At 65.6% G+C, this 20,263-nt stretch carries 17 protein-coding genes; 4 read left to right on the top strand and 13 right to left on the bottom strand.

Features of this window, described 5'->3' with window-relative positions; genetic code table 11:
* Positions 1-37 precede the first annotated feature (37 nt).
* The 5 genes from VIM61_11290 to ftsH all read right to left on the bottom strand — a co-directional run bounded on the left by VIM61_11290 (position 38) and on the right by ftsH (position 8,005).
* Positions 38-622 (bottom strand): HupE/UreJ family protein, encoded by a 585-nt coding sequence (locus tag VIM61_11290; protein HEY8900985.1) that lies wholly within the window; start codon positions 620-622, stop codon positions 38-40.
* A gap of 170 nt (positions 623-792) precedes the next feature.
* Positions 793-2,208 (bottom strand): carbohydrate porin, encoded by a 1,416-nt coding sequence (locus VIM61_11285; protein HEY8900984.1) that lies wholly within the window; start codon positions 2,206-2,208, stop codon positions 793-795.
* Between the two features lie 74 nt (positions 2,209-2,282).
* On the bottom strand, positions 2,283-4,571 hold the full coding sequence (locus VIM61_11280; protein ID HEY8900983.1) for an FTR1 family protein: 2,289 nt from the start codon (positions 4,569-4,571) through the stop codon (positions 2,283-2,285).
* A 12-nt stretch (positions 4,572-4,583) separates the two neighbouring features.
* Positions 4,584-5,612: an imelysin family protein gene (locus tag VIM61_11275; GenBank protein ID HEY8900982.1), complete on the bottom strand. Its 1,029-nt coding sequence runs from the start codon at positions 5,610-5,612 to the stop codon at positions 4,584-4,586.
* A gap of 332 nt (positions 5,613-5,944) precedes the next feature.
* Entirely contained in the window at positions 5,945-8,005 is a 2,061-nt protein-coding gene (gene ftsH / locus VIM61_11270) for an ATP-dependent zinc metalloprotease FtsH (protein HEY8900981.1), read from the bottom strand.
* A 54-nt stretch (positions 8,006-8,059) separates the two neighbouring features.
* Here ftsH and VIM61_11265 point away from each other — a divergent pair, with 54 nt between their 5' ends.
* Positions 8,060-8,863 (top strand): polysaccharide deacetylase family protein, encoded by an 804-nt coding sequence (locus VIM61_11265; protein ID HEY8900980.1) that lies wholly within the window; start codon positions 8,060-8,062, stop codon positions 8,861-8,863.
* Positions 8,860-11,262, top strand: coding sequence for a glycosyltransferase (locus tag VIM61_11260; GenBank protein ID HEY8900979.1), 2,403 nt, complete (start codon positions 8,860-8,862; stop codon positions 11,260-11,262). The genes VIM61_11265 and VIM61_11260 overlap by 4 nt, the downstream gene beginning before the upstream one ends.
* 133 nt (positions 11,263-11,395) lie before the next feature.
* Here the strand turns inward: VIM61_11260 and VIM61_11255 are convergent, their stop codons facing one another.
* From VIM61_11255 to tatA, 3 genes are all read right to left on the bottom strand, one after another.
* Positions 11,396-12,418, bottom strand: a complete 1,023-nt coding sequence (locus VIM61_11255; GenBank protein ID HEY8900978.1) for a TlpA disulfide reductase family protein — start codon at positions 12,416-12,418, stop codon at positions 11,396-11,398.
* A gap of 93 nt (positions 12,419-12,511) precedes the next feature.
* Positions 12,512-13,417 carry an endonuclease/exonuclease/phosphatase family protein gene (locus VIM61_11250; GenBank protein ID HEY8900977.1) on the bottom strand — a complete coding sequence of 302 codons (906 nt, stop codon included), beginning with the start codon at positions 13,415-13,417 and terminating at the stop codon, positions 12,512-12,514.
* A 27-nt stretch (positions 13,418-13,444) separates the two neighbouring features.
* Positions 13,445-13,669: a twin-arginine translocase TatA/TatE family subunit gene (gene tatA, locus VIM61_11245; GenBank protein ID HEY8900976.1), complete on the bottom strand. Its 225-nt coding sequence runs from the start codon at positions 13,667-13,669 to the stop codon at positions 13,445-13,447.
* A 427-nt stretch (positions 13,670-14,096) separates the two neighbouring features.
* Here tatA and VIM61_11240 point away from each other — a divergent pair, with 427 nt between their 5' ends.
* Positions 14,097-14,621 (top strand): nucleotidyltransferase, encoded by a 525-nt coding sequence (locus VIM61_11240; GenBank protein HEY8900975.1) that lies wholly within the window; start codon positions 14,097-14,099, stop codon positions 14,619-14,621.
* A gap of 139 nt (positions 14,622-14,760) precedes the next feature.
* Here VIM61_11240 and VIM61_11235 read toward each other — a convergent pair whose 3' ends face one another.
* The 3 genes from VIM61_11235 to VIM61_11225 form a co-directional block, all read right to left on the bottom strand.
* Positions 14,761-15,513, bottom strand: coding sequence for a hypothetical protein (locus VIM61_11235; protein HEY8900974.1), 753 nt, complete (start codon positions 15,511-15,513; stop codon positions 14,761-14,763).
* Between the two features lie 76 nt (positions 15,514-15,589).
* Positions 15,590-16,132 (bottom strand): hypothetical protein, encoded by a 543-nt coding sequence (locus VIM61_11230; protein ID HEY8900973.1) that lies wholly within the window; start codon positions 16,130-16,132, stop codon positions 15,590-15,592.
* A 125-nt stretch (positions 16,133-16,257) separates the two neighbouring features.
* A complete protein-coding gene (locus VIM61_11225; GenBank protein HEY8900972.1) occupies positions 16,258-17,058 on the bottom strand; it encodes a hypothetical protein in 801 nt (266 codons plus the stop codon).
* A 166-nt stretch (positions 17,059-17,224) separates the two neighbouring features.
* On the opposite strand from VIM61_11225, the gene VIM61_11220 reads away from it, so the two are divergent.
* Positions 17,225-18,142 (top strand): ThuA domain-containing protein, encoded by a 918-nt coding sequence (locus VIM61_11220; protein ID HEY8900971.1) that lies wholly within the window; start codon positions 17,225-17,227, stop codon positions 18,140-18,142.
* On the opposite strand, the gene ispG is transcribed toward VIM61_11220, so the two are convergent.
* Both ispG and VIM61_11210 read right to left on the bottom strand, forming a co-directional pair.
* The gene (gene ispG, locus VIM61_11215; GenBank protein ID HEY8900970.1) at positions 18,143-19,906 is read right to left on the bottom strand and encodes a (E)-4-hydroxy-3-methylbut-2-enyl-diphosphate synthase; all 1,764 of its coding nucleotides are present in this window, start codon (positions 19,904-19,906) and stop codon (positions 18,143-18,145) included.
* Between the two features lie 13 nt (positions 19,907-19,919).
* The coding region (locus tag VIM61_11210) for a site-2 protease family protein (GenBank protein HEY8900969.1) at positions 19,920-20,263 on the bottom strand (344 nt) is incomplete at its 5' end.

Raw genomic sequence — 20,263 nt, 5'->3', positions numbered from 1 at the left:
CGGGGATCATCAGGGCCTCCCCGCCGGGCCCGCTTTTTTAGCTGAGGGCGACGTAAACGCCCGCCACCGCGATGGCCGCACCGGCGAAACGAATGACCGGCGCCGCGGTGAACCGCTGGATGGCCATGCCGAGGCCGATGCCCACGCCGTGCAGGGCGGCGGTCGCGAGCATGAAGCCCACCGCGTAGGCCGCGCCAGAGGCGTTCTCCGGCATCTCGGCGCCGTGAGCGTGCCCGTGGAAGATTGCGAAGAGGCCGACGAGCGGAACGGCGGCGGCGAGGGGCATCCGCACCGCAAAGGCGATGAGCAAGCCGAGGATGAGCACCGAGGCGGCGATGCCGGGCTCGATGAAGGGGACGGGCACCTGCATCATGCCGAGCGCGCCGCCGAGGGCCATCACGCCCACGAACGTCGCCGGCACGGCCCACATGGCGCGGCCGCCCGCCTGCGCGGCCCAGAGGCCGATGGCGACCATCGCGAGCTGGTGATCCAAGCCGATGAGCGGATGCGAAAAGCCGGGAGCGAAGCCCTGGGCCAGACCGTGACCGGGATGTGCGTGGGCGACCGTGGGCAGAGCGAGCAAGGCGGCGAACGTGGCGAGCGGAAGGGCAGTCTTTTTCATCGGCGCGATTGGTTTACAAGTGTGATGCGACATGCGGGTGGTTTCTGCAATCTGAAATCCGTGAACTTGGCGTTTCGACGGATGAATGCGCACCCGATTGACGGAATCGAAATGAAAACGCCCCGCCTTTGCGGGCGGGGCGCGGTTGGACAGGATTCGGAGCGAGCGACTTAGAACGTGACCGAGACGCGGCCGCCGAGGACGAGGGCGTTGCCGTAGTCGCCGGTGCCGCCGGGGCGGATGATGTATTGGAGGTCGGGCTGGACGTGCAGCCAGTTCGTGATCTGCGCGTCGTAGGTGACCTCGATGACGGCTTCGTAGCCGGCTTTGCGGGAGCCTTCGTCGAAGAGCGTCTGTGCGGCGCCGCTGGTAAGGTCGGCGAAGCCGAGGGCGACGCCGAGGGCGTCGTCGTCGCGGCCGGGGATGAGACCGGTGTAAACGAGGCCGGTGTCGAAGTAGAAGCCGACGAAGTTCTGCGTCTGCGGGGTGAAGGCGATGCGGCCGAACCAGCCGAGGCCCTGGCTGGATTTCTCGAGCTTGACGGGCTCCTTGAAGGATTTCGCGGTGCTCTTGCCGTCCGAGGCGACGACGGACTTGCCGTCCTTGCTCGTGACTTCGGCGGGGACTTCCTTCGAGGGCTCGCGGTAGAGCTGCTGGTCGAGGACGGCGTAGTAGGAGCTGTCGCCCCAGGTGGAGCCGTCGCCATAGGCATTCGCAAAGTCGGCGGTGTGGAACCAGGCGCCGAGTTTGAGCTGGCCGGCGAGGCCCATTTCGTCGTCCTTCTGGTTCCAGCGGAACTGGGCTTCGTTGATGAAGAAGTAGCCGAACTTGCGGTTGAGGCGGTAGCGGAAGCCGTGGCGGTTGACGTTCTGGTCGAACACGTCGCCCTCGAAGGCGGCGGCCTGGTAGGTGAACCACTCGACGGGGGTCACCGCGACGCGCACGCCGGGGGCGCCCATGGGGTAGCCGGGGCCGCCGGCGGGGACATTCGTGTAGGCGAAGGCGGGCCAGCCGAAGGTGCCGTTGATGAAGGTGGCGCCGTAGTCGGAGATGATGAACTCGCTGTCGGCGGTGAGCTGGCCGAGACGAATCGAGAGGCCGGAGGGGCCGCCGTCGCGCTGCCAGAAGTCCTGCTGGAACCACATCTCGAGCATGCGGAGGGTGTTGAAGCCGGCGATGTTCGAGACGGTGAGGAAGTTGCCGACCTTGTCTTCGGAGACGTCACGGCCGGAGAGCCAGAGCCACGTGGTGCTGAAGCTGGCGCCCTGCCAGCCGACGAGCTTCTCGAAATCGAGGTTCACGCCGAAGTCGAGCAGGCCGGTGTAGACGGCGCCGCGTTCATAGCCGCCGGAGACGTCGCCCCAGACTTCCGCGGTGTAGCCGCCGAAAAACTCGACGCCCTTGTCTTCGAGCATGGGGCGGAAGCCGGCGCAGTTACCGAAGAGGCAGTCGCCTTCGAGCCAGCTGACAAGCGGACCGGGATCGGAGGACTGGTCTTCGAGAATGTCCTGCTGGGCGAAGAGCGGGCTCGTGAAGAGCGCGCCGGCAGCGAGCAGGGCGAAGGGAGTGCGGATGGTTGGGATCATGGGTTGGTTGGTTAAGTAAGAGTGACTTTTGTTTATAGAGTGGGGCCGGGTGGGGAATTTGCCGGGGAGTGCGGTCAGGAAACGGGGTGGACGGCGGTCGCGCGGCGCGACTCGAGCAGGGCGTCGAAGGTGGCCTGCTTGCGAAGGCCCTGCCAGCGGACGAACAGCCAGGCGCCGCCGACGTAGACGAAGCCAAGCATGGGAATGATGAGACCTTCCCACGAGGGATAGAGGCCGAGCCATGTGCCCATCCAAGGGGGGATATCGAGGCTCTGGATCGGATGAATGGGCAGCCAGCCGACGGTCTGGAAGAGGCGGACGGTGGAGCCGAGGAAGGTGGCGAGGATCGTGACGACGAGGACGCCGGTCCAGACGAGCAGCTTGCGATAGGGGAGCTTCTTGCCCCATTTGAAGATCGCCCAGCCGGCGGCGCCGATCGCGGCGAGACCGATGAAGAGGCCGGTGAGGGAGGCGAAGAAGCCGCCTTCGAGAATGAGGCTCTGCATGAAGAGCGTGGTCTCGAAGCCTTCGCGATAGATCGTGAGGAAACCGACGCCGCACATGGCGAGGGCTTCCCAACGTTGCCCGCGCTGGGTGGCGGCCTTGTCCTTGAGCTCGCGCAGGCGGGCGTTCCAGCCGGTCCAGTAGTATTTGTGGAACACCCAGTTCGTGACGATGAGCAGGATGATGACGGCGAGGATCGAGATGACGGCCTCGAGCGTCTCGCCGTAGCGGCTGAGCGAGGAAATGACGGTGCGGGCGAGGATGAACGTGGCGGCGGAGGCGGCAATCGCCCCCCAGGCCCCGATGGAAACCTGGCGGCGGGAGGCGGCGTTCTCCGCGCCGCGGAGGCCGGCGAGCAATGCGGCGAGAATGACGACGGCCTCGAGGCCTTCGCGGAGCACGATGGTGAAGGCGGTGACGGCGACCGTCGTGGGCGAGAGGCCGACCTTGAGCAGCGCGACGCATTCGTCGAGCGCCTTCAACGTGCGGCTGTAGGCGGCCTCGAGCTCGGCGTTCTGAGCGCGGCGATCGAGCACGGCCTTGATGCCGGGGCCGTCGTGGCCGCCGTCGAGGAAACTGCGCTCGGCGCGGGTGGCGAGATCGGGATCGCGAGGCAGGATGCGGCTCTCGATCTCGAGATCGAAGGTCGTGTAGGCTTCGAGGCGGAGGGCGTTCGCGTCGCGCCACTTGCCTTCGCGGGCGGCGGCAAGCGACTGGCCGAGGATCGAGCGGACTTCCAGCGCGGTCTCCTGGACGACGTCCGAGCCCTTGCCGGCCTTGCGCAGGGTGACATCGAATTTGGACTGGAGGAGCGTCGAGAGATCCTTGCACGCGCCTTCGACGGTGGCGATGTCGCCCTTGGCGGCGATGGTTTCCTCGAGCTTGGCGAACAGCGATTCCAGCTCCGCGCCATGGGCGGCCATGGCCTCGGCTTTCGTCTTCATCCAGTTCGGGCGGACTTCGACGAGGAGCTGCTGGGCCTGCTGGGTGAAGCTGACGGCCTCCCGGTATTCCAGCGGGACGGCGATCTGGCCGTCGCGGACGCCGGCGCGGTATTCCATGGGAATGAGGCGGAGAAGCTTGAGAACGAGGCGCTCCTGGCGAGTGACCTCGTCGGGTGTGAGGAGGTCGGGCAGGCGGGCCTCGATCGAGGATTTCCACATGGCGATCGAATCGACGGAGGGAGCGGGCGCGGGAACCATCCCGGCGCTGGCCGGGGCGACCTTCGCAGCGGCGAGGAGAGCGGGCGGGAAGTCGGTGAGGGCCTGGATCTCGGCCGAGCGGAGGGCGACGAGCTCGGGAGTGGCGCGGTCGGCCTTCGCGAGGCGGAGAAGCTCGTCGGCGCGCTCGCGGGCGCGGCTGCCCTGCCAGATGAGAGTCTCGCGAGCGAGCAGGCGGGCGACTTCGGCGCGCTGGTCGTCGGGACCGTTGATGCGCTGGAGTGCGAGCAGGCCCTCCACGGCGCTCGCGTGCTTCGGAAGCCGGATTGCGGCGCGGGCCTGCCGGGCGGCCTCGATGTCGCCGGCGTTGTAGGCCGCGAGCATCTCGAGGGCGAGGACCTGCTGGAGAGAGCCCCGAAGGGCGCCCAGGGCGCGGGCGGCGGCGACGGGATCCGGGGCCTGCGTGAAGGCGTCGAGGGATTTCTGCCAGAGCGCGCGGCCTTCCGGAGAGCGGAGACCGTTCGTGAAGGCTGCGAGCGCGGCCTGGGCATCGGGAGTTTCGCCTGCGCGCTTTGCCACGGCCGTGATCGCGAGATCATCGATCGCGGTCTGCGCGACGTCGGTGCGATCGAGAGTGTCGGCGCTGGCCCCGAAGGAGGCGGCCAGCAGAGCGACAGAGGCGAGGATGGGAAAGCGCATGCCGAGCGAGAGCTAGTTCTTTTCGACGAGGGCCTGGGCCTGCTCGATCTGCGGGACGAGCTTGTCGGTGTGTTCCTTGGCCTGGGACGCCATTTCGTCGATCTCGGCGAGCTGGATGGTGTCCGCGCCGGCCTTCTCGCGGGCGTCGATCTTGTCGAGGAAGGCGGTGATGCCGGTGAAGCCGCTGCGGATGGACTTCGCCAGCGCGGCGTCCTTCTGAGCGACCACGGGGTCGACGGCCTGATACATGATCGCGCAGCTTCCCATGATGCCGCGCATGTCGGAGACACGGCTGACGGCGTAGAAGCGGCCGGACTGCGTGGCGGAATAGCGGGATTCTTTCCAGTCCTCGAAATAGTCGGAAAGCGTCGGCGTCATCGTGATCATCGCCGCGATGCAATCACCGTTGCTGGGCTTCCAGGCCTTCGCGTCGGCGAGCAGGGCGTCGATGCGTTTGGCGACGTCGGTCGAGGCAGCCAGCACGACCTCGGCCTTCGGCAGGGATTCACGCGGAGCGATCTTGCCGTCGCCATCGAGGTCGATGGGCGTGACCCAGCGCTTGTCGCCGCCCCAAAGCGTGGGCTCGATGATGAACGTGAAGAGCGAGCCCTGCTGGTCGATCTTGTCGCCATTCCGCAGCTCGAGCGTGATCTCCGCGATGTTCTCAGCGCCTTCGGCTTTCGGCACGCCGGCGTCGAGATCGCGATCGTAGTGGGTGAAGGATTCGACGCCGCCAATGATGCCTTCGACGGTCTCGTAGCCGTAGCTGTCCATCGCCTTGTAGTCGTCCTGCATCGCTTTCACGAGCGCGTCGATCTCGGTCTTTTTCGCGGCGTAGGCCTTTGCGTAGTCGCCTCCGTTCTCGTCGATGATCGCAGCATAGGCCTTCGCGCTCTTCTCGAAATCATGGGCGGCGGAGTCCATTTTCGTCACGGTGTCCACGAGGTAGGTTTTCACGCCGTCGACCGAGGTCACAGCACCGAAAGCAGACGAAAAAGCGGCGCAGGTCAGCGCGGCGGTAAGGAGAGACAGCTTGGACATGGCGGCATATTCAGTGAGTTTGAGACTTAATCTCAAACAAAATCGTATGCGGAATCTTGCGAATTTTGGACGGAGGGATGTGGTGCGATGGATCGCGGGGCGAGCGAGCAGCGCGGGCGACGGAAGTGGCGCCCTTTCGGGAGTAGAGGCCGAGTGGGATGGCTTGGATCGCCTCGGCCTCCCGGCAGTCTGGCCTGAGAGGCCTGGCCGGGATGCCATTCTTCTCTCGCGAGGAAAAAGAGACGTCTCGAAGTCGTTGATCCGCGGGGATGGCGGCACAAAAAAACGGCGGTCCTGAGACCGCCGCTTTGAGAGAGGGCTTTTGCCGGGGACTACGCCGGGCTCGGTGCCGGCAGGCCGCCGGGGGGCAATTCGGGGCGCGGCGGCTTGAGCGGCTCGGGCACGTCGCTCGAGAGCGGCGTGGGCGGGAGCGGCGGCGGCTTGGGCTGGTTCATCGGCGGATTGCGCATGTAACCGAGTTCGATGAGATCCTTCACCTGCGAGCCTTCGAGGGTCTCGAACTCGAGCAGGGCCTTGGCGATGAGCTCGACCTGCGGGCGGTGCGCCTCGAGGATTTGCGTGGCCTGCGCGTAGGCGTCGTCGATGAGTTTCTTGACCTCGGAGTCGATCTGCTGGGCGGTGGACTCGCTGTATTCGCGGGAGCGGCCCATGTCGCGACCGAGGAAAACATGCTCGTTCTCGTCGGTGAAACGGATCATGCCGAGGCTGCTCATGCCCCATTCGCAGACCATGCGGCGGGAGAGCTTCGTGGCCTGCATGATGTCGCCGGACGCTCCGTTCGAGATGTCGTTGGTGAACATTTCCTCGGCAATGCGGCCGCCCATCGTGACGATGAGCATCGCGAGCGCTTCCTTGCGCTGCGTCGAGTATTTATCGCCCTCGGGGAGATACATCGTGGCGCCGAGCGCGGGACCGCGGGGGATGATCGTGACCTTGTGCAGCGGGTGCGTGTGCTCGACCACGACGTTGAGCAAGGCGTGGCCGGCCTCGTGCCAGGCGGTGCCGATTTTTTCCGACTCGCTCATCGCGAGGCTGCGGCGCTCGCGGCCCCAGCGGACCTTGTCACGGGCTTCGTCGAGCTCGCGCGTGGTGATGGCCTTCAGGCCGGCGCGGGCGGCGGAGAGGGCGGCCTCGTTGATGACGTTCGCGAGCTCCGCGCCGGAGAAGCCGGGCGTGCCGCGGGCGATGACGCCGAGATCGACGCCGTCCGCCATCTTCACCTTCTTGGCATGAACGCGGAGAATCTCCTCGCGGCCCTTCACGTCGGGAAGGTTGACCGTGACCTGGCGATCGAAACGGCCCGGGCGCAGCAGCGCGGGATCGAGCACGTCGGGGCGGTTCGTGGCGGCGATGATGATGACGCCGTCCTGCGTGTCGAAGCCGTCCATCTCGACGAGGAGCTGGTTGAGCGTCTGTTCGCGCTCGTCGTGACCGCCGCCGAGGCCGTGGCCGCGATGCCGGCCGACCGCGTCGATCTCGTCGATGAAAATGAGGCACGGCGCGGATTTCTTGCCCTGCTCGAACATGTCGCGCACGCGGCTCGCGCCGACGCCGACGAACATTTCCACGAAGTCCGAACCGCTGATCGAGAAGAACGGCACGTCGGCCTCGCCGGCGATGGCCCGGGCGAGAAGCGTCTTGCCCGTGCCGGGGGAGCCGACCATCAGCACGCCCTTGGGAATGCGACCGCCGAGTTTCTGGAATTTCTTGGGATCCTTGAGGAATTCGACGAGTTCGAGGACTTCGTCCTTCGCCTCCTCGACGCCGGCGACGTCCTTGAACGTGATCTTGTTCTTGTCGCGGGCCATCATCCGGGCCTTCGACTTGCCGAAGTTCAGCGCGCCCTTGCCCGCCATCTTGATCTGCGACCGGAAGAAGAAATAGAGGACGAGCAGGAAGAGGGCGATCGGCAGGAAGCTCACGAGCGTCGTGGCCAGGAGGTTCGTTTCCTGAACGATCGTGTAGGGCAGCTTCGCGTTTGCCAGAAGCGTCTTCACGTCATCGCCATTGAGCTGGGCAAAGACGTCCACGCGGAACGGAGCGGCCTCCTCGCCGCTGGCGGCGGGCTTGCCGGGAGCGGTGGCCGGCGTCTTCTTGTAAAAGCCAGTGAGATACTGTGTCGGGCTGCCTTGCTCGACGACGTATTTGATTGGTTTCTCAGTGGTTGCGAGAATCTTCCCGCTGGCGACGAGTTGTTCGAAGACGGGCAGGGTGAGCGTTTCGCTCTGGAGCAGGGAGCCGTTGCGGAAGATGAAAGCGCCCCCAAGCAGGGCGACGGTGACGGCGAAAAAGACGAGACCCCGCCAGTTGAACTGGGGGTCGCCACCTTCGGGACGTTTGTTTTTCGGGGCGCGGGGATCGTTATCGGACATGGGACTTCTGTTGCAGCAATCCTGTTTGTTACCACTATCCGAAGTCGAATGCAAATGAGCCAAACTAGACAAATTCCTCAGGCGCGAGGCCTGGTGGTCTCGATTCACGACGTCAGCCCGCGCACGTGGGAGACGACGCAGCGCATGCTGGAGGATCTCGCCGCGCTGGGGGTGGCTCGCACGTCGCTGCTCGTGATTCCCGATCACCACCACCGCGGCCATTTCCTCCGCGACGAGGGATTTTGCCAATGGCTGGCGGCCCGAACGGAGGCCGGACACGAGGCGGTGGTGCACGGTTACTTCCACCAGCGGGAAGCCCGGGGCACCGAGGGAACGTGGAGCCGGCTGGTCACGGAATCCTACACCGCGGGCGAGGGGGAGTTCTTCGATCTCGAGGAAGCCGAGGCCTTCGCGCGGGTCATGCGGGCGCTGGGCGAGTTCCGCGAGGCCGGCCTTGCGCCGACGGGTTTCATCGCGCCGGCCTGGCTGCTTGGCGCCGAGGCCTCGCGGGCCGTGGCGCGGGCCGGGTTCCAATACACCACGCGCATCGGCCAGGTGGAGGATCTCGTCTCCGGGGAGATCCATCGCTCGCAGAGTCTCGTCTACAGCGTGCGCGCGGCGTGGCGGCGGGTGGTAAGCCTCGGCTGGAACAGCCTGCTGCTGCGGGCGCTCGGTGACCGGCCGCTCGTGCGGGTGGGCCTGCATCCGCCGGACTGGGAGCACGCGGCCATTCGGGAACACGCGCGAAAATGTCTCGTTCGCGCACTTGCGACCCGGGAGGCGATGACCTATGAGGACTGGCTCCGGCGGCAACGCGCCCTGGACCAACCCGATCCTGCTGTCGTGACCCATTCATGAGCGCCCGCGCCGACCTCCACGTCTATTCCAAATACAGCACCCGCGCCGCCGACTGGGCCCTCCGCCGACTGGATTTTCCCGCGAGCTATTCGGACCCCAAGGCGCTCTACGACAAGCTCCGCGCCCGCGGCATGCAGTTCGTCACGATCACCGATCAGGACACCCTTGCCGGCTGCCTCGAGATCGGCGCGCTCCCGGGCGTGTTCTTCAGCGAGGAGGTCACCGCCGCATTTCCCGAGGATGGCTGCAAGGTCCACATCCTCGTCTACGGCCTCACCGAGGCGCAGCACCGCGAGGTTCAGGACCTCAAGGGGAACATCTACCAGCTCCAGGCCTACCTCGCCGGCGCGGGCCTCGCGCACGCCGTGGCGCACCCCTTCCACGCCCTCAACGAGCAGCTCACCCCGCTCCATTTTCAGAAGCTCATCCTGCTTTTCCGCCACTTCGAGATCATCAACGGCCGTTACCCCGCCATCCTCAGCGAGTCCGCCCGGTTCGCCCTCGAGCGTCTGAAGCCCCGCGACATCGAGCGCTTCATCGCCGCCACGGGGATGAATCCCACACACGACGAGCCCTGGCGCAAGGCCTTCCTCGGCGGCTCCGACGATCACGGCGGCATCCAGCCCGGCCGCGCGTGGACCGCCACGCCGAAGGCCGCCACCGTCGCGGAATTTCTCACCCACCTTCGCGAAGGCCGCTGCGAGGCCGCCGGCAAGCCCGGCGACGCCCTTGTGCGCGCCCACGGCACCTACAACGTCGCCTTCCAATACGCCAAGGACCGCTTTGCCCTCCGCAGCGACGAGCCCGGCGTGGGACTCGTCGAAAAGATGTTCTCCCGCTTCATGGAAGGGAAGGACCCCACCGTCTTCTCCTTCGGCGACAAGCTCGGCTTCCTCGCGCAGGGGATCCTCAGCGGCAAGATCTTCGAGATCGTGAAGCCCGGCAACGCCTCGCTGTGGAAGGAACTCTCCGGCTACTTCTCGCAGCCCAGCGTGAAGACCGCGCTCGCCACCATCACCAGTGGCGTGCCCGAGCCCGAGCGCCGCGCCTTCCTCATGGCGAACCTCATGGCGAACCAGCTCGGCTTCCGCTTCTTCACCCAGTTCATCGCCCAGATCACCGCCGGCAAATTCATCGAGAGCATCCAGACGATCTCGCCGCTCGTGCCCATCGTCGCGCTCCTCAGCCCCTACATTCACGCCTTCCGCATGCCCCGCCGCGCCTGGCTCGCGGATATGAGCCGCGCCGCCTGCGGCGAAGTGCCCGCCGCGCTCACGAATACCCGCCGTGCCTGGTTCACCGACACCCTCGAGGACGTCAACGGCGTCGCCACGACCATCCGCCGCATGACCGCTGCCGGTATCGCCACCGGTCACGACCTCACCGTCGTCGTCTCCCGCTCCGAGATCGAGGACATGGGCATCCCGCTCCAGAATTTTCCGCCCGTCGGCGAATTCGAGCTCCCGGAATACGAGCTCCAGCGCCTCAGCTTCCCGCCCATCCTCGCCATCGTCGACTGGATCGCCCGCGGGAACTTCGGCGAGATCATCATCAGCACCCCCGGCCCCGTCGGCCTCGTCGCTCTCGCCGCCGCGAAGGTCCTCGGCCTGCGCACCTCCGGCATCTACCACACCGACTTCCCCCAATACGTCCGCATCCTCACCGACGACTCCTTCATGGAGACGCTCACCTGGAACTACATGCACTGGTTCTACAGCCAGCTCGACGTCGTCTGGGTGAACTCCGAGGACTACCGCAAAAGCTGGGCCGACCGCGGCATCCCGCCCGAGAAGCTCCGCACCCTCCCTCGCGGGCTCGACATCGAAACCTTCCGCCCCTCCCGCCGCGACCCGCATTTCTGGGCCTCCCGCGGCTTGCGCCCCGGCGAGCTCGCCATGCTCTACGTCGGCCGCGTCTCCAAGGAAAAAGCCCTCGACATCGTCGTCGCCGCCACCCGCCGCATTGCGGAATGGCAGCTCCCCGTTCGGCCCATCATCGTCGGCGACGGGCCGTATTTCGCCGAAATGCGCGAGATGCTCCCCGACGCCATCTTCACCGGCTACCTCCGCGGCGACGACCTCGCCACCGCCTACGCCTCCGCCGACCTCTTCGTTTTCCCCAGCACCACCGACACCTTCGGCAACGTCGTCCTTGAGGCCCACGCCAGCGCCCTGCCCGTCATCGTCAGCGACGTCGGCGGCCCCCGCGACCTCATCGACGACGGCGAAGACGGCTACATCACCCGCGCCAACGACGCTGAAGAAGTCGCCGACCGCATCCGCCGCCTGGTCGAGGACCCCGCCCTCCGCCAGAAAATGGGCATCGCCGCCCGCAAAAAAGTGGAATCGAGAGACTGGCAGGAAGCCTTCGAACGCTTCTGGGCCGCCTCCCCGGAGTAAGTTTTCGACAGAATTGACGGAATTTCGGGAATTGGTGACCAAAGGGAGGGACGCGATTCCGCTCGCGTCTCACTTTTCGAGTCACGGAACCCGCCGAAAATTTCCCCAATTCCCACAATTCTGTCCAAAGCCTTCACCGCTCGCGCTGGAGGCGGCGGATCCAGATGTCGTAGCTCTCGCGGGCGTTCAGGGTGCGGAGGATGCCTCTCTTGTCGAGGATCCAGACCGTGGGAATCGCATTGATGCCGAGGGGGCGGGCGACGGCGTTTTCCCAGCCTTTGCCGTCGAAGTTCGTGGGCCAGGTGATGCTGAAGGCCTTCATGGCGTCGTCGAGGCTCTTGCGGCTCTCGTCGAGGCTGACGAGGATGATGCGGAGGTTCTCGGGCGGAATTTTCGCCACGACGCTGCGGAATTGCTGCATCCAGAGGAGGCTGGGCGGGGAGTCGGAGGCCCAGAAGAGGAGGACGACGATGTTGCCGCGGAGGGCGGCGAGGTCGACGGTGCCGCCCTGGATGGTGGAGAAGCGGGCCTTGACGGGGGCGTTGAGGAAGTTCAGGCGACGGAGGTCGTCGGCAATGCGGGCGTTGAGGGCGGGCTCCTTCGACAGGGACTGCGCGGTGGTGAGGAGGTCGCGCATGGTGCGGGGGTCGTCGTCGCATTGGGTGGCGGCCTCGACGAGGAGGCGGGGGGCGCGCTTGTCCTCGGGAAACCGGATGGCGTAGTTCCGCGCGGCGGTGACGACAGCCTCGCGAATCTCGGCTTCGCTGCCCTGGAGGGTCTGCATTTGCAGGGAGATGCGGCGGAAGGCGACGTCGGGCAGGCGGTTGCGAGGGACGGACGTCGATTTCTCGAGCGCCATGAGGTCGCGGAGGGCGGCCTGGACCTCGGCCGGCTTACCGTCCATCTCGCCGGTGGTTGCGCGGATGCTGGTGAGGCGCAGCCGGGCGTCGAGGATACGGGGGTCGGCGGGGTGGGCGGCGATGAAGGCATTCAGGGCGGCGCGCTGGCGCTCGAAGTGGGCGCGGGCAAGGGCGATGGCCTGGTCGCGGCTGGCGAAGGCGTTGGGCGGGCCCTTGTCGTATTCGAGGATGGCGGCCCATTCTTCGTCGACGCCGGCGTGGAGGGCAGGCGCGGCAGCGAACAGGAAAGAAATCACCACCAAGGCACCAAGGCACGAAGGGAGGGAAAAGGAGAGGAGAGCTCTTTGGGGTGTTCTTGATGCCTTGGTGTCTTGGTGGTGAACCATGAGTCAGGGAGGGTCGATCGTGAGGAAGAGGGCGCGGTGGTCGCTGGCGTCGTGCCAGCGCGGGGAATCGTCCACGCCGGATTTTTGGCGATCAATCTGGGGCAGCAGCGCGGTGCTGGCCATGAAGAAATCGATGCGGCTGTATTCGTCGGCGGTCGTGAAGTAATGGGTCCACCGTTCGCCGCGGCTGTCGGCGACCGGGATGTCGGTGAGGCGGGTGGGTCCGGGCGGGCCGAGGATCTCGCGCACGGGATAGGCATCCTTCGAGGCGTTGAGGTCGCCGAAGAGCAGGAGGCGGGTGTTCGGCGCCTTGTCGAGGATACCGTCGAGATACTGGCGGACGCTCCATGCTTCCCTGGCGCGAAGCGTGGCCTCGTCGACGTTGGGCACCTTGCGCCGGGATTTGAGATGCAGGCCGATGAGGCGGAGGCGGTAGCCTGGGGCGGGCTCGATGGTGACGTCGAGAATGCCGCGCTGCATGCCGTTCGGGCGGCCGTCGATGTCGATGTCGATGCGATCCTGCGAGGCGCGTTCGACGATGGGAAAACGGCTGAGCACGGCGACGTGGCGCTCGGAATCGATGCCCTCGTGCCATTCGGTGTGGGGGAGGTCGAGGCCGGCGGCCTTCAGGCGGCGGCTCAGGTCTGCGAGGTCGTCGCGGCTCCCGATTTCCTGAATGCCGACGACGGCGGGGCGGTGGGCGACGATGACGGCGACCGCGGCGTCTTTCTCGGCATCGGTCTTCGCGGACTCCGGTTGGGGTTGCCCGGTAACAAAGCGATCGGTCGCGAGCCAGTTTCGGACGTTATACGAGACGATCGTGAAGGGATCTGCCGCCCGGGCGGGGAGGCACAGGCTGGCGAAGCCGGCGAGGACGAGGAGAATGTCGAGCGGCCGAGGATGCCTCATCCGGGAACCTGCGGGCGCCGGGCGGACTCAGGCGGACTTGTCGACGGGCTTCGCGTCGGCCGTCTTCGGAGCGGGCTCCTCGGTGACGCGGTGAAGCTCGCTCTGGAACTCATCCTTGGCCTTGCGGAATTCGTTCATGCTCTGGCCGAGACCGCGAGCGAGCTCGGGAAGGCGCTTGGCGCCGAAGAGCACGAGCACGATCACGAGAATGAGGAGCAGTTCCTGCATGCCCGGCATGCCGAGGGCGAACAAAGGATTCATAATAAATATTCGTTACGCCCCATCTCCCCGTGTGGCAAATGGTTTTGCTGGAGGTGAATCGTCTGGGAGCGCGAAGACACGGAAAGAGAACCCGCCAGCCGCACCTCCCGGGTTTTCTCTGCCTGCCTTCTTTCGCGAAACGGGAATTTCACTGCTCTCTTGCGTCCCTGTATGGATCACCGCGCTTCTCGCGATACCGCCTTGGCAGTTCTGGCGGGCGGCGTTAGGTTGCCGCCGTGGAGCCGATCTTCAATCTCGACGATCCCGTGGGGAAAACGGTTGGCCGGCGTCGCCTTCCGGCACCGCTCCGATTGATCCCTGAAGAAAAACGAGGCAAGGAGCAATGGCGGGACGCCGGGTTTGGCTTGCGTGTGCGGCGCGGGGTTTATCGTTTTTCCACCTTCGCGGAAGCGGACGCATGGCTAATGGACCACATGACCCGGAAACGGGAGAGCTGATCCCGCGAGAGCCTTCGCTCGAGGATTTGGTCGCGCTTTGCCGGGAACTGAACGCGCGGGACGCAGCCTACGTTGTCGTGGGCGGCTTCGCGATTCGCGCGGCGGGATATTCGCGAAATACCCAGGATGTCGATCTGGTGATCGACGCAACCTTGGAGAACGAAGCGAAGGTCTTTGCTGCCCTGGCGACGCTTCCCGATGGATGCGTTCGGGAACTCGAAGCGGGCGAGGTGGGCCGCTATGTGGTCGTGCGCGTGGCTGACGAAATTCTCGTCGATCTCATGGCGAAGGCGTCAGGCATTGATTTCGCGGAGGCCTCCCGCAGCGTTACCGTGCACGAGATCGATGGGGTGGCGGTTCCGTTTGCGAGCCCGGAGTTGCTCTGGCGGATGAAGCGGCGCGCAAATCGCGAGAAGGATCGAGGGGACATCCAGTTCCTGCGGATGTGGTTCGAGGCGCGCGGGCTGACGCCCCCGGAGGATTGAGATTCGGGACTCGCGCAGAGGTGCGGAGACACGGAGGAGTTTCTGGGGCCTCCAAGAAAAGCTGGAAGGTAGGAGAGGGTGGTGATCATTCCTGTGTTTAATCTCTCTGTGCTTCTGCATCTCTGCGTGATTCCGGAAGCTAACTTCCGGCACTGACCAGGGCGGGCGAGGGCAGGCCCCAGGCTTTCCACTTGGCGCGGTATTCGGCGACGGGAAGGAGGACGTAGTGCGGGTGCTCGTCGGCGCGGAGCCAACGGATGATCGAGAGGAGCGCGGGCTGGGGCATCGTGGTGCAGCCGCTGGAGTGTTTGTTTGGGCCGCGCTGGATGTGGAAGAAGATCGCGCTGCCGGCGCCGGGCTGGGGCGGGTTCGAGTTGTGGAGGATCTCAATCTTCCAGTGATGGGCGAAGTCGTCCTGCTTCATCTGCTGCTTCTTGAACCACGGAGGCGGGTTCGCGGGGTCCACGCGCACGTGGGTGTTGTAGCCGGGCAAGGTGGGGTCCTCGATCCAGCAGTCGGCGGGGGTGACCGTGAAGAACGGGTAGTCCGAGCCGGCGGGAAGCGCCCTCTCGTAGGTGTAGACCTTGCCGAGGGCGAAGAGGCCGGCGGGCGCGCGCTTGTCGCTCTCGACCTTGTGTTTGCCGGGCTCGTTCTGGCCGGCAACTCCGATTCCCCACGCGAGGCCGTTCGTGCCGAAGAGGACGCGCTGCGGAGCGGAGACGGCGCGCCACGTCTTGCCGTCGCGCTCGAAACATTGGATGCGGCCGACGTTTGCGTCCCACGAATCGGCAAGGCCGACGATGAGCTGCGAGCAGTCGGAGGGTAGCGGGGCCGAAAGTGCGGAATTCGCGAAGACCCAGAGCGTGCCGAGCAGGAAGATGGCGGTTCGCATGGCGAAGAAGGTGATCGCACGAGCCATCGGATTCAACCGAATCCAGTGCTTCGCCCACGAGCGGGCCAACGCGCCTTTAGTTCTGGGTTTTGCTGCCGCTGAAAAGGAGGTGAATGGTCGGCTGCGGATCGTCTCCCCTGTGCGTGCGAACGGTCATCGACATGCCGAAGTCCGGACCATCCTTTTCCCAGTTGATCCGGGCATTGCCTTCGATGCCCTTCTTTTTGAAGGGCAGGGGATCGGACACGAAGATCAGATCTCCCTTTTCGACAAATGTGATGCTGCCATCCGCTCCGGTCCTGCCCTTGTCGAAGGGGATCGCGTCGTTGATGTCGATCGAGAGGTCCTGGATCTCGATGCTGCAGTTCCAGCCCCCCTGTTGATATTGTGGGGCGGGATTGAGGGTCAGTCTGGCCACGAGATGATCGCTCGTGCGCGACAAAATCAGGAGTGCCGCCGTGCCGTCGAAGCGGCCCCTGGGACCGGAATAGGTGAAGACGCCGATGTATAGGCCTGCCAGGCGCTGGAAGTTTGGCGCCTTTGGCTCGGGCTCGGCCCTCGCGGGAGGCACTGTCAGGGCGAGGATCATCGTGAGGAGGGCAACGGTGAATGCGATCATCCGCCTTCCGGGAAGTTGGGTTGCGGAAATTCGGGACCCTGGTTTCACGTCGCTGAAAGTTGCCGGAGCGCAAAGAAACCACAACACAATTGATGACCCGCGCCTCCGACGGTCCCGAGGCTTCCTTACCCAGCAAGAGAACCGCGTCGCCGATGCCATCGCTGATAAGCGCCGAGGGCAAGGAGGCCAATGGCGAGGCTGCTCCACATCGCGGGTTCCGGCACGGCGACGGCGGTGATGCTGAGCAGCGGGCGGCGGCTGGCGGTGCCGAAGGTCGAGGAATTCACGAGGTAGCTCACGCCGGAGGTGGCGGCGAGGAGTTCAAAGCTGGCGAGGTCGCCGGATAGGACGTCACTGGTCAACCCGCTGCCGGGCGAGAGCGTGTAAACGGACAGTGCACCGTCGGCGCCGCCCACGGTGGTGTCGAAGGTAAAGGTCCCCACGTTCTGGTCGGCCCCGCTGAGGAAGCCGGGCAGGGTGGCGTAGGTGAGGCCGTCGGCCGGCGTGGCCCCGGTTCCCTCGGCCCAGCTGTCGTTCTGCATCCAGATGATCGAGAACTGCCCGGTGCTGTTTGTGTTGAACATGGCGTTGCCGGAGGCGGTGGTGGTGGCGAGTTGCAGCGAGATGCTTTGCACCTGCCACATGCCCGCGCCATAGGCGGCGTCGAAGGTGGCCTTCGCCGCCGCGAGATCGAAGCGGATGGCCGTGTCGAAGATGCCGCGGAAGCCGGAGCCGGCGCGACTCGCGGCGCTGCCCGAGATTTCGAGGGCGCCGAGGGCGCCGTAGTTTTTCGTCGTGAGATCGTTCGAGGGACCCGTCGTCACGAAGGTGTCCGCGACGGGGTTGGCGGTCCAGGTGGTTTGGGCGGAAGCTGCGGCGACGGCCGCAAACAGGCACCCGAGGAAACTTCGCCAGATGGAAGGCATGGTCGAAAGGTTTGCCGCGCGCGGGGCGGGGCGTCGATGCAATATTCCGCGCGGCGCCGGGGTTTCTGGAGACAGGGGCGCGGGCATCGGCCATTTTTGAACTTCACGGCCTGCTTGCCGACCTCCATGCGTGCGGATAGGGGTGAGCCTTCCCCTTTTCCCCTCCATGCGCTGGCTTCTCTTTCCGTTGTTTCTCCTGGGCTCGTTTTTGCACGCCGCGGATTCTCCGACGGGCGGGGATCGCATCCGGGTGCTCATCGTGGACGGATTCAGCAATCACGACTGGAAGCTCACCACGAAGTTGCTGCGCGGCGTGCTTGCCGCGAATGGTCGCTTCGATGTGGACGTGAGCACGTCGCCGTCGACGCGCGACGATCCGGCCTGGGCGCAGTGGCGGCCGAAGTTTTCCGATTACGACGTCGTGATCCAGACGTGCAACAACCTGGGCAATGGGTTGGAGTGGCCGGAGGCCGTGCGTGAGGATTTTGCCCGCTATGTGCGGGACGGAGGCGGCGTCTACATCTATCACAGCGCCCAGAATTCCTTTCGCGGATGGAAGGAATACGAGCAGATCACCGGCCTCCTCTGGCGGGATAAGAACTATGGGCCTTCGATTCGCATCGATGAAAAGGGAGAAGTGGTGCGCATCCCGGCCGGGGAAGGCGAGAATACGGGACATCCGGCGCGCATCGACGGCGTGATCGTGCGGCTCGGGGAGCACCCGATCCACAAGGGGCTGCCGCGGGCGTGGAAATCGCCGATGCTGGAAGTGTATCGCTATTGCCGCGGGCCGGCGGAAAATCTCGAGGTGCTCTCCTGCGTGAGCGATCCTGGGAATCCGCAATACGCCTGGCCCTCCGAGTGGGTGACGCACTACGGCAAGGGGAGGGCTTATGTTTCGACCTTCGGCCATGTCTGGGCCGGCGACACGCAGCCGGCGAGTCTGCGCTGCGCCGGTGTGCAGACAATCATCCCGCGTGTGCTCGAATGGCTGGCCGGCCGCGAGGTCGATTCCTCCGTGCCGAAGGATTTTCCGTCGGACAGGGCTGTTTCGATCCGCCCCGAGATCGCCCCGCCCGAGTGATCAGGCCGGGAGCTGGGCGGGGGCGTCGACCCATTTGCCGTGCTCGCGGATGAGGTCGATGAGGCGATCCACGGCTTCGGCCTCGGGAATGTTGAACTTCACGGCCTGCTTGCCGACGTAGAGATTCACCTTGCCGGGTGCGCCGCCGACGTAGCCGAAGTCGGCGTCGGCCATTTCGCCGGGCCCGTTCACGATGCAGCCCATGATGGCGAGGCGCACGCCCTTGAGGTGCGAGGTGACGGCCTTGATGCGGGCGGTGGTTTCCTGAAGGTTGAAGAGCGTGCGACCGCAACTCGGGCAGGCGACGTAGTCCGTCTTGAAAATGCGGGCGCCGGCGGCCTGGAGCGTGTTGTAGGCGAGCCGGAGGGACTGGCCGGGGGCGGATTCGCCCTGGACGAGCACGGCGTCGCCAATGCCATCGCAAAGGAGCGCGCCGAGATTCGTGGCGGCGGTGAGGAGCGTTGGCAGGAAATCCTTCGTGGCGTTGGTGGAGGGCGTGAACGTGTCCTTGAGCAGGATGGCGTGCCTGAGATCGAGTGCGCGGGCGAGCAGGCGGTAGGCGCTGATGACGTCGAGGTCGCAGCCATCGGGAATGGCGACGAGCCGCGACTCGGGCAGCTCGCGGGCAGCCTGGAGGGCGGCTTCGTCGCGGGGATCGATCTCCAGGATGCCCGCCTGCTCGAGGACGATCTCGGGCTGGAAATCGCCGAGCCGGTCGAGCTTGTGGGCGAGCAGATCGAAGGTGCGCTGGCGCACGACGACGCGCATGGTCTCCTCGCCGCCCACGGCGACATCGCCGGCCCGCATGGCCGGGCAGGGGCGGCGGTTGTAGGAAAAGGGATCCCAAAAAATTGCGGATTGCGGATTGGGGATTGCGGAATGTTGAACGCTGGCGACGAGCGCCTTTGCCACGGGGATCTCGTGGATGCTGTCTTCCGTCAATGACACGCGGATGGTGTCGCCGATGCCGTCGTGGAGGAGCGAGCCGATGCCGATCGCGCTCTTGATGCGGCCGTCCTCGCCGTCGCCGGCCTCGGTGACGCCGAGATGAATCGGGTAATTCCAATCGGGGCCAAGTTCGTCGAGTCGAGCGACGAGCAGGCGATACGCAGCGATCATCACCTTCGGGTTCGACGACTTCATCGAGAAGACGAAGTTGTGGAAGTCGAGGTCGCGGGCGATGCGAGCGAACTCCAGCGCGCTCTCGACCATGCCGAGCGGCGAATCGCCGTAGCGGTTCATGATGCGGTCCGAGAGGCTGCCGTGGTTCGTGCCAATGCGCAGGGCGATGCCGCGGGCCTGGCATTTCTCGACGAGCGGGGCAAAGCGCTCGCGGATGCGGCCGAGCTCGGCGTCGTATTCCGCGTCGGTGTATTCGCGGGTCGCGAATTTTTTCGAATCGGCGTAGTTGCCGGGATTGATGCGGACTTTCTCGACCCAGTTCGCGGCCTCGAGCGCGGCCTCGGGCTTGAAATGGATGTCGGCGACGATTGGGACGTCGCAACCGGCGGCGAGCAGGCCGGCCTTGATATGTTCCAAATTGCGCGCGTCCTTCACGGTGGGCGCGGTGATGCGGACGATTTCGCAGCCGGTGGCGACGAGGTCGAGCGTCTGCTGCACGCAGGCGGCCGTGTCCATCGTGTCGCAGGTGATCATCGACTGCACGCGAACGGGGTTCGTTCCGCCGATGGTCACGCGACCGACGCGCACCTCGCGGGTGACGCGGCGACCGTTGGCGAACCAGTAAGAATCGTAGCTGGCCACGGGAGTGCGGAGACTACGGCGCGGTCGTCTGCTCGGAGACGGCGCGGAATTTCAGGCTGCCGCCGTTGCCGCCGGGCTTCAGATCGAGGACGTCGAAGAACGTGACGTAGAGCATGAAGCCGACGATGAGCAGCGCGCAGCCGTTCTGGATGAACTCGAGGATGCGGACGTTGATCGGACGGCGGCGGATGCCTTCGATGATCGCGAGGGTGATGTGGCCGCCGTCGAGCACGGGGATAGGCAGGAGATTGAGCAGGGCGAGGTTGATGTTCAGCACGACGCTGAACCACAACGCCAGCAGCCAGCCCTGCTCGCGCTCGAACAGGATGTAGTAGGCGTGCATGATGCCAACCGGGC

The organism is Chthoniobacterales bacterium, assembly GCA_036569045.1.
In the GTDB taxonomy this organism is placed as follows: Bacteria; Verrucomicrobiota; Verrucomicrobiia; order Chthoniobacterales; family JAATET01; genus JAATET01.
This window is presented reverse-complemented; position numbering and strand designations above follow the sequence as displayed.

Coding starts and splice junctions, on each gene's coding strand:
- VIM61_11290 (HEY8900985.1), bottom strand. CDS start 622: ATGAAAAAGACTGCCCTTCCGCTCGCCACGTTCGCCGCCTTGCTCGCT.
- VIM61_11285 (HEY8900984.1), bottom strand. CDS start 2,208: ATGATCCCAACCATCCGCACTCCCTTCGCCCTGCTCGCTGCCGGCGCG.
- VIM61_11280 (HEY8900983.1), bottom strand. CDS start 4,571: ATGCGCTTTCCCATCCTCGCCTCTGTCGCTCTGCTGGCCGCCTCCTTC.
- VIM61_11275 (HEY8900982.1), bottom strand. CDS start 5,612: ATGTCCAAGCTGTCTCTCCTTACCGCCGCGCTGACCTGCGCCGCTTTT.
- ftsH (HEY8900981.1), bottom strand. CDS start 8,005: ATGTCCGATAACGATCCCCGCGCCCCGAAAAACAAACGTCCCGAAGGT.
- VIM61_11265 (HEY8900980.1), top strand. CDS start 8,060: ATGAGCCAAACTAGACAAATTCCTCAGGCGCGAGGCCTGGTGGTCTCG.
- VIM61_11260 (HEY8900979.1), top strand. CDS start 8,860: ATGAGCGCCCGCGCCGACCTCCACGTCTATTCCAAATACAGCACCCGC.
- VIM61_11250 (HEY8900977.1), bottom strand. CDS start 13,417: ATGAGGCATCCTCGGCCGCTCGACATTCTCCTCGTCCTCGCCGGCTTC.
- VIM61_11240 (HEY8900975.1), top strand. CDS start 14,097: ATGGCTAATGGACCACATGACCCGGAAACGGGAGAGCTGATCCCGCGA.
- VIM61_11235 (HEY8900974.1), bottom strand. CDS start 15,513: ATGCGAACCGCCATCTTCCTGCTCGGCACGCTCTGGGTCTTCGCGAAT.
- VIM61_11230 (HEY8900973.1), bottom strand. CDS start 16,132: ATGATCGCATTCACCGTTGCCCTCCTCACGATGATCCTCGCCCTGACA.
- VIM61_11225 (HEY8900972.1), bottom strand. CDS start 17,058: ATGCCTTCCATCTGGCGAAGTTTCCTCGGGTGCCTGTTTGCGGCCGTC.
- VIM61_11220 (HEY8900971.1), top strand. CDS start 17,225: ATGCGCTGGCTTCTCTTTCCGTTGTTTCTCCTGGGCTCGTTTTTGCAC.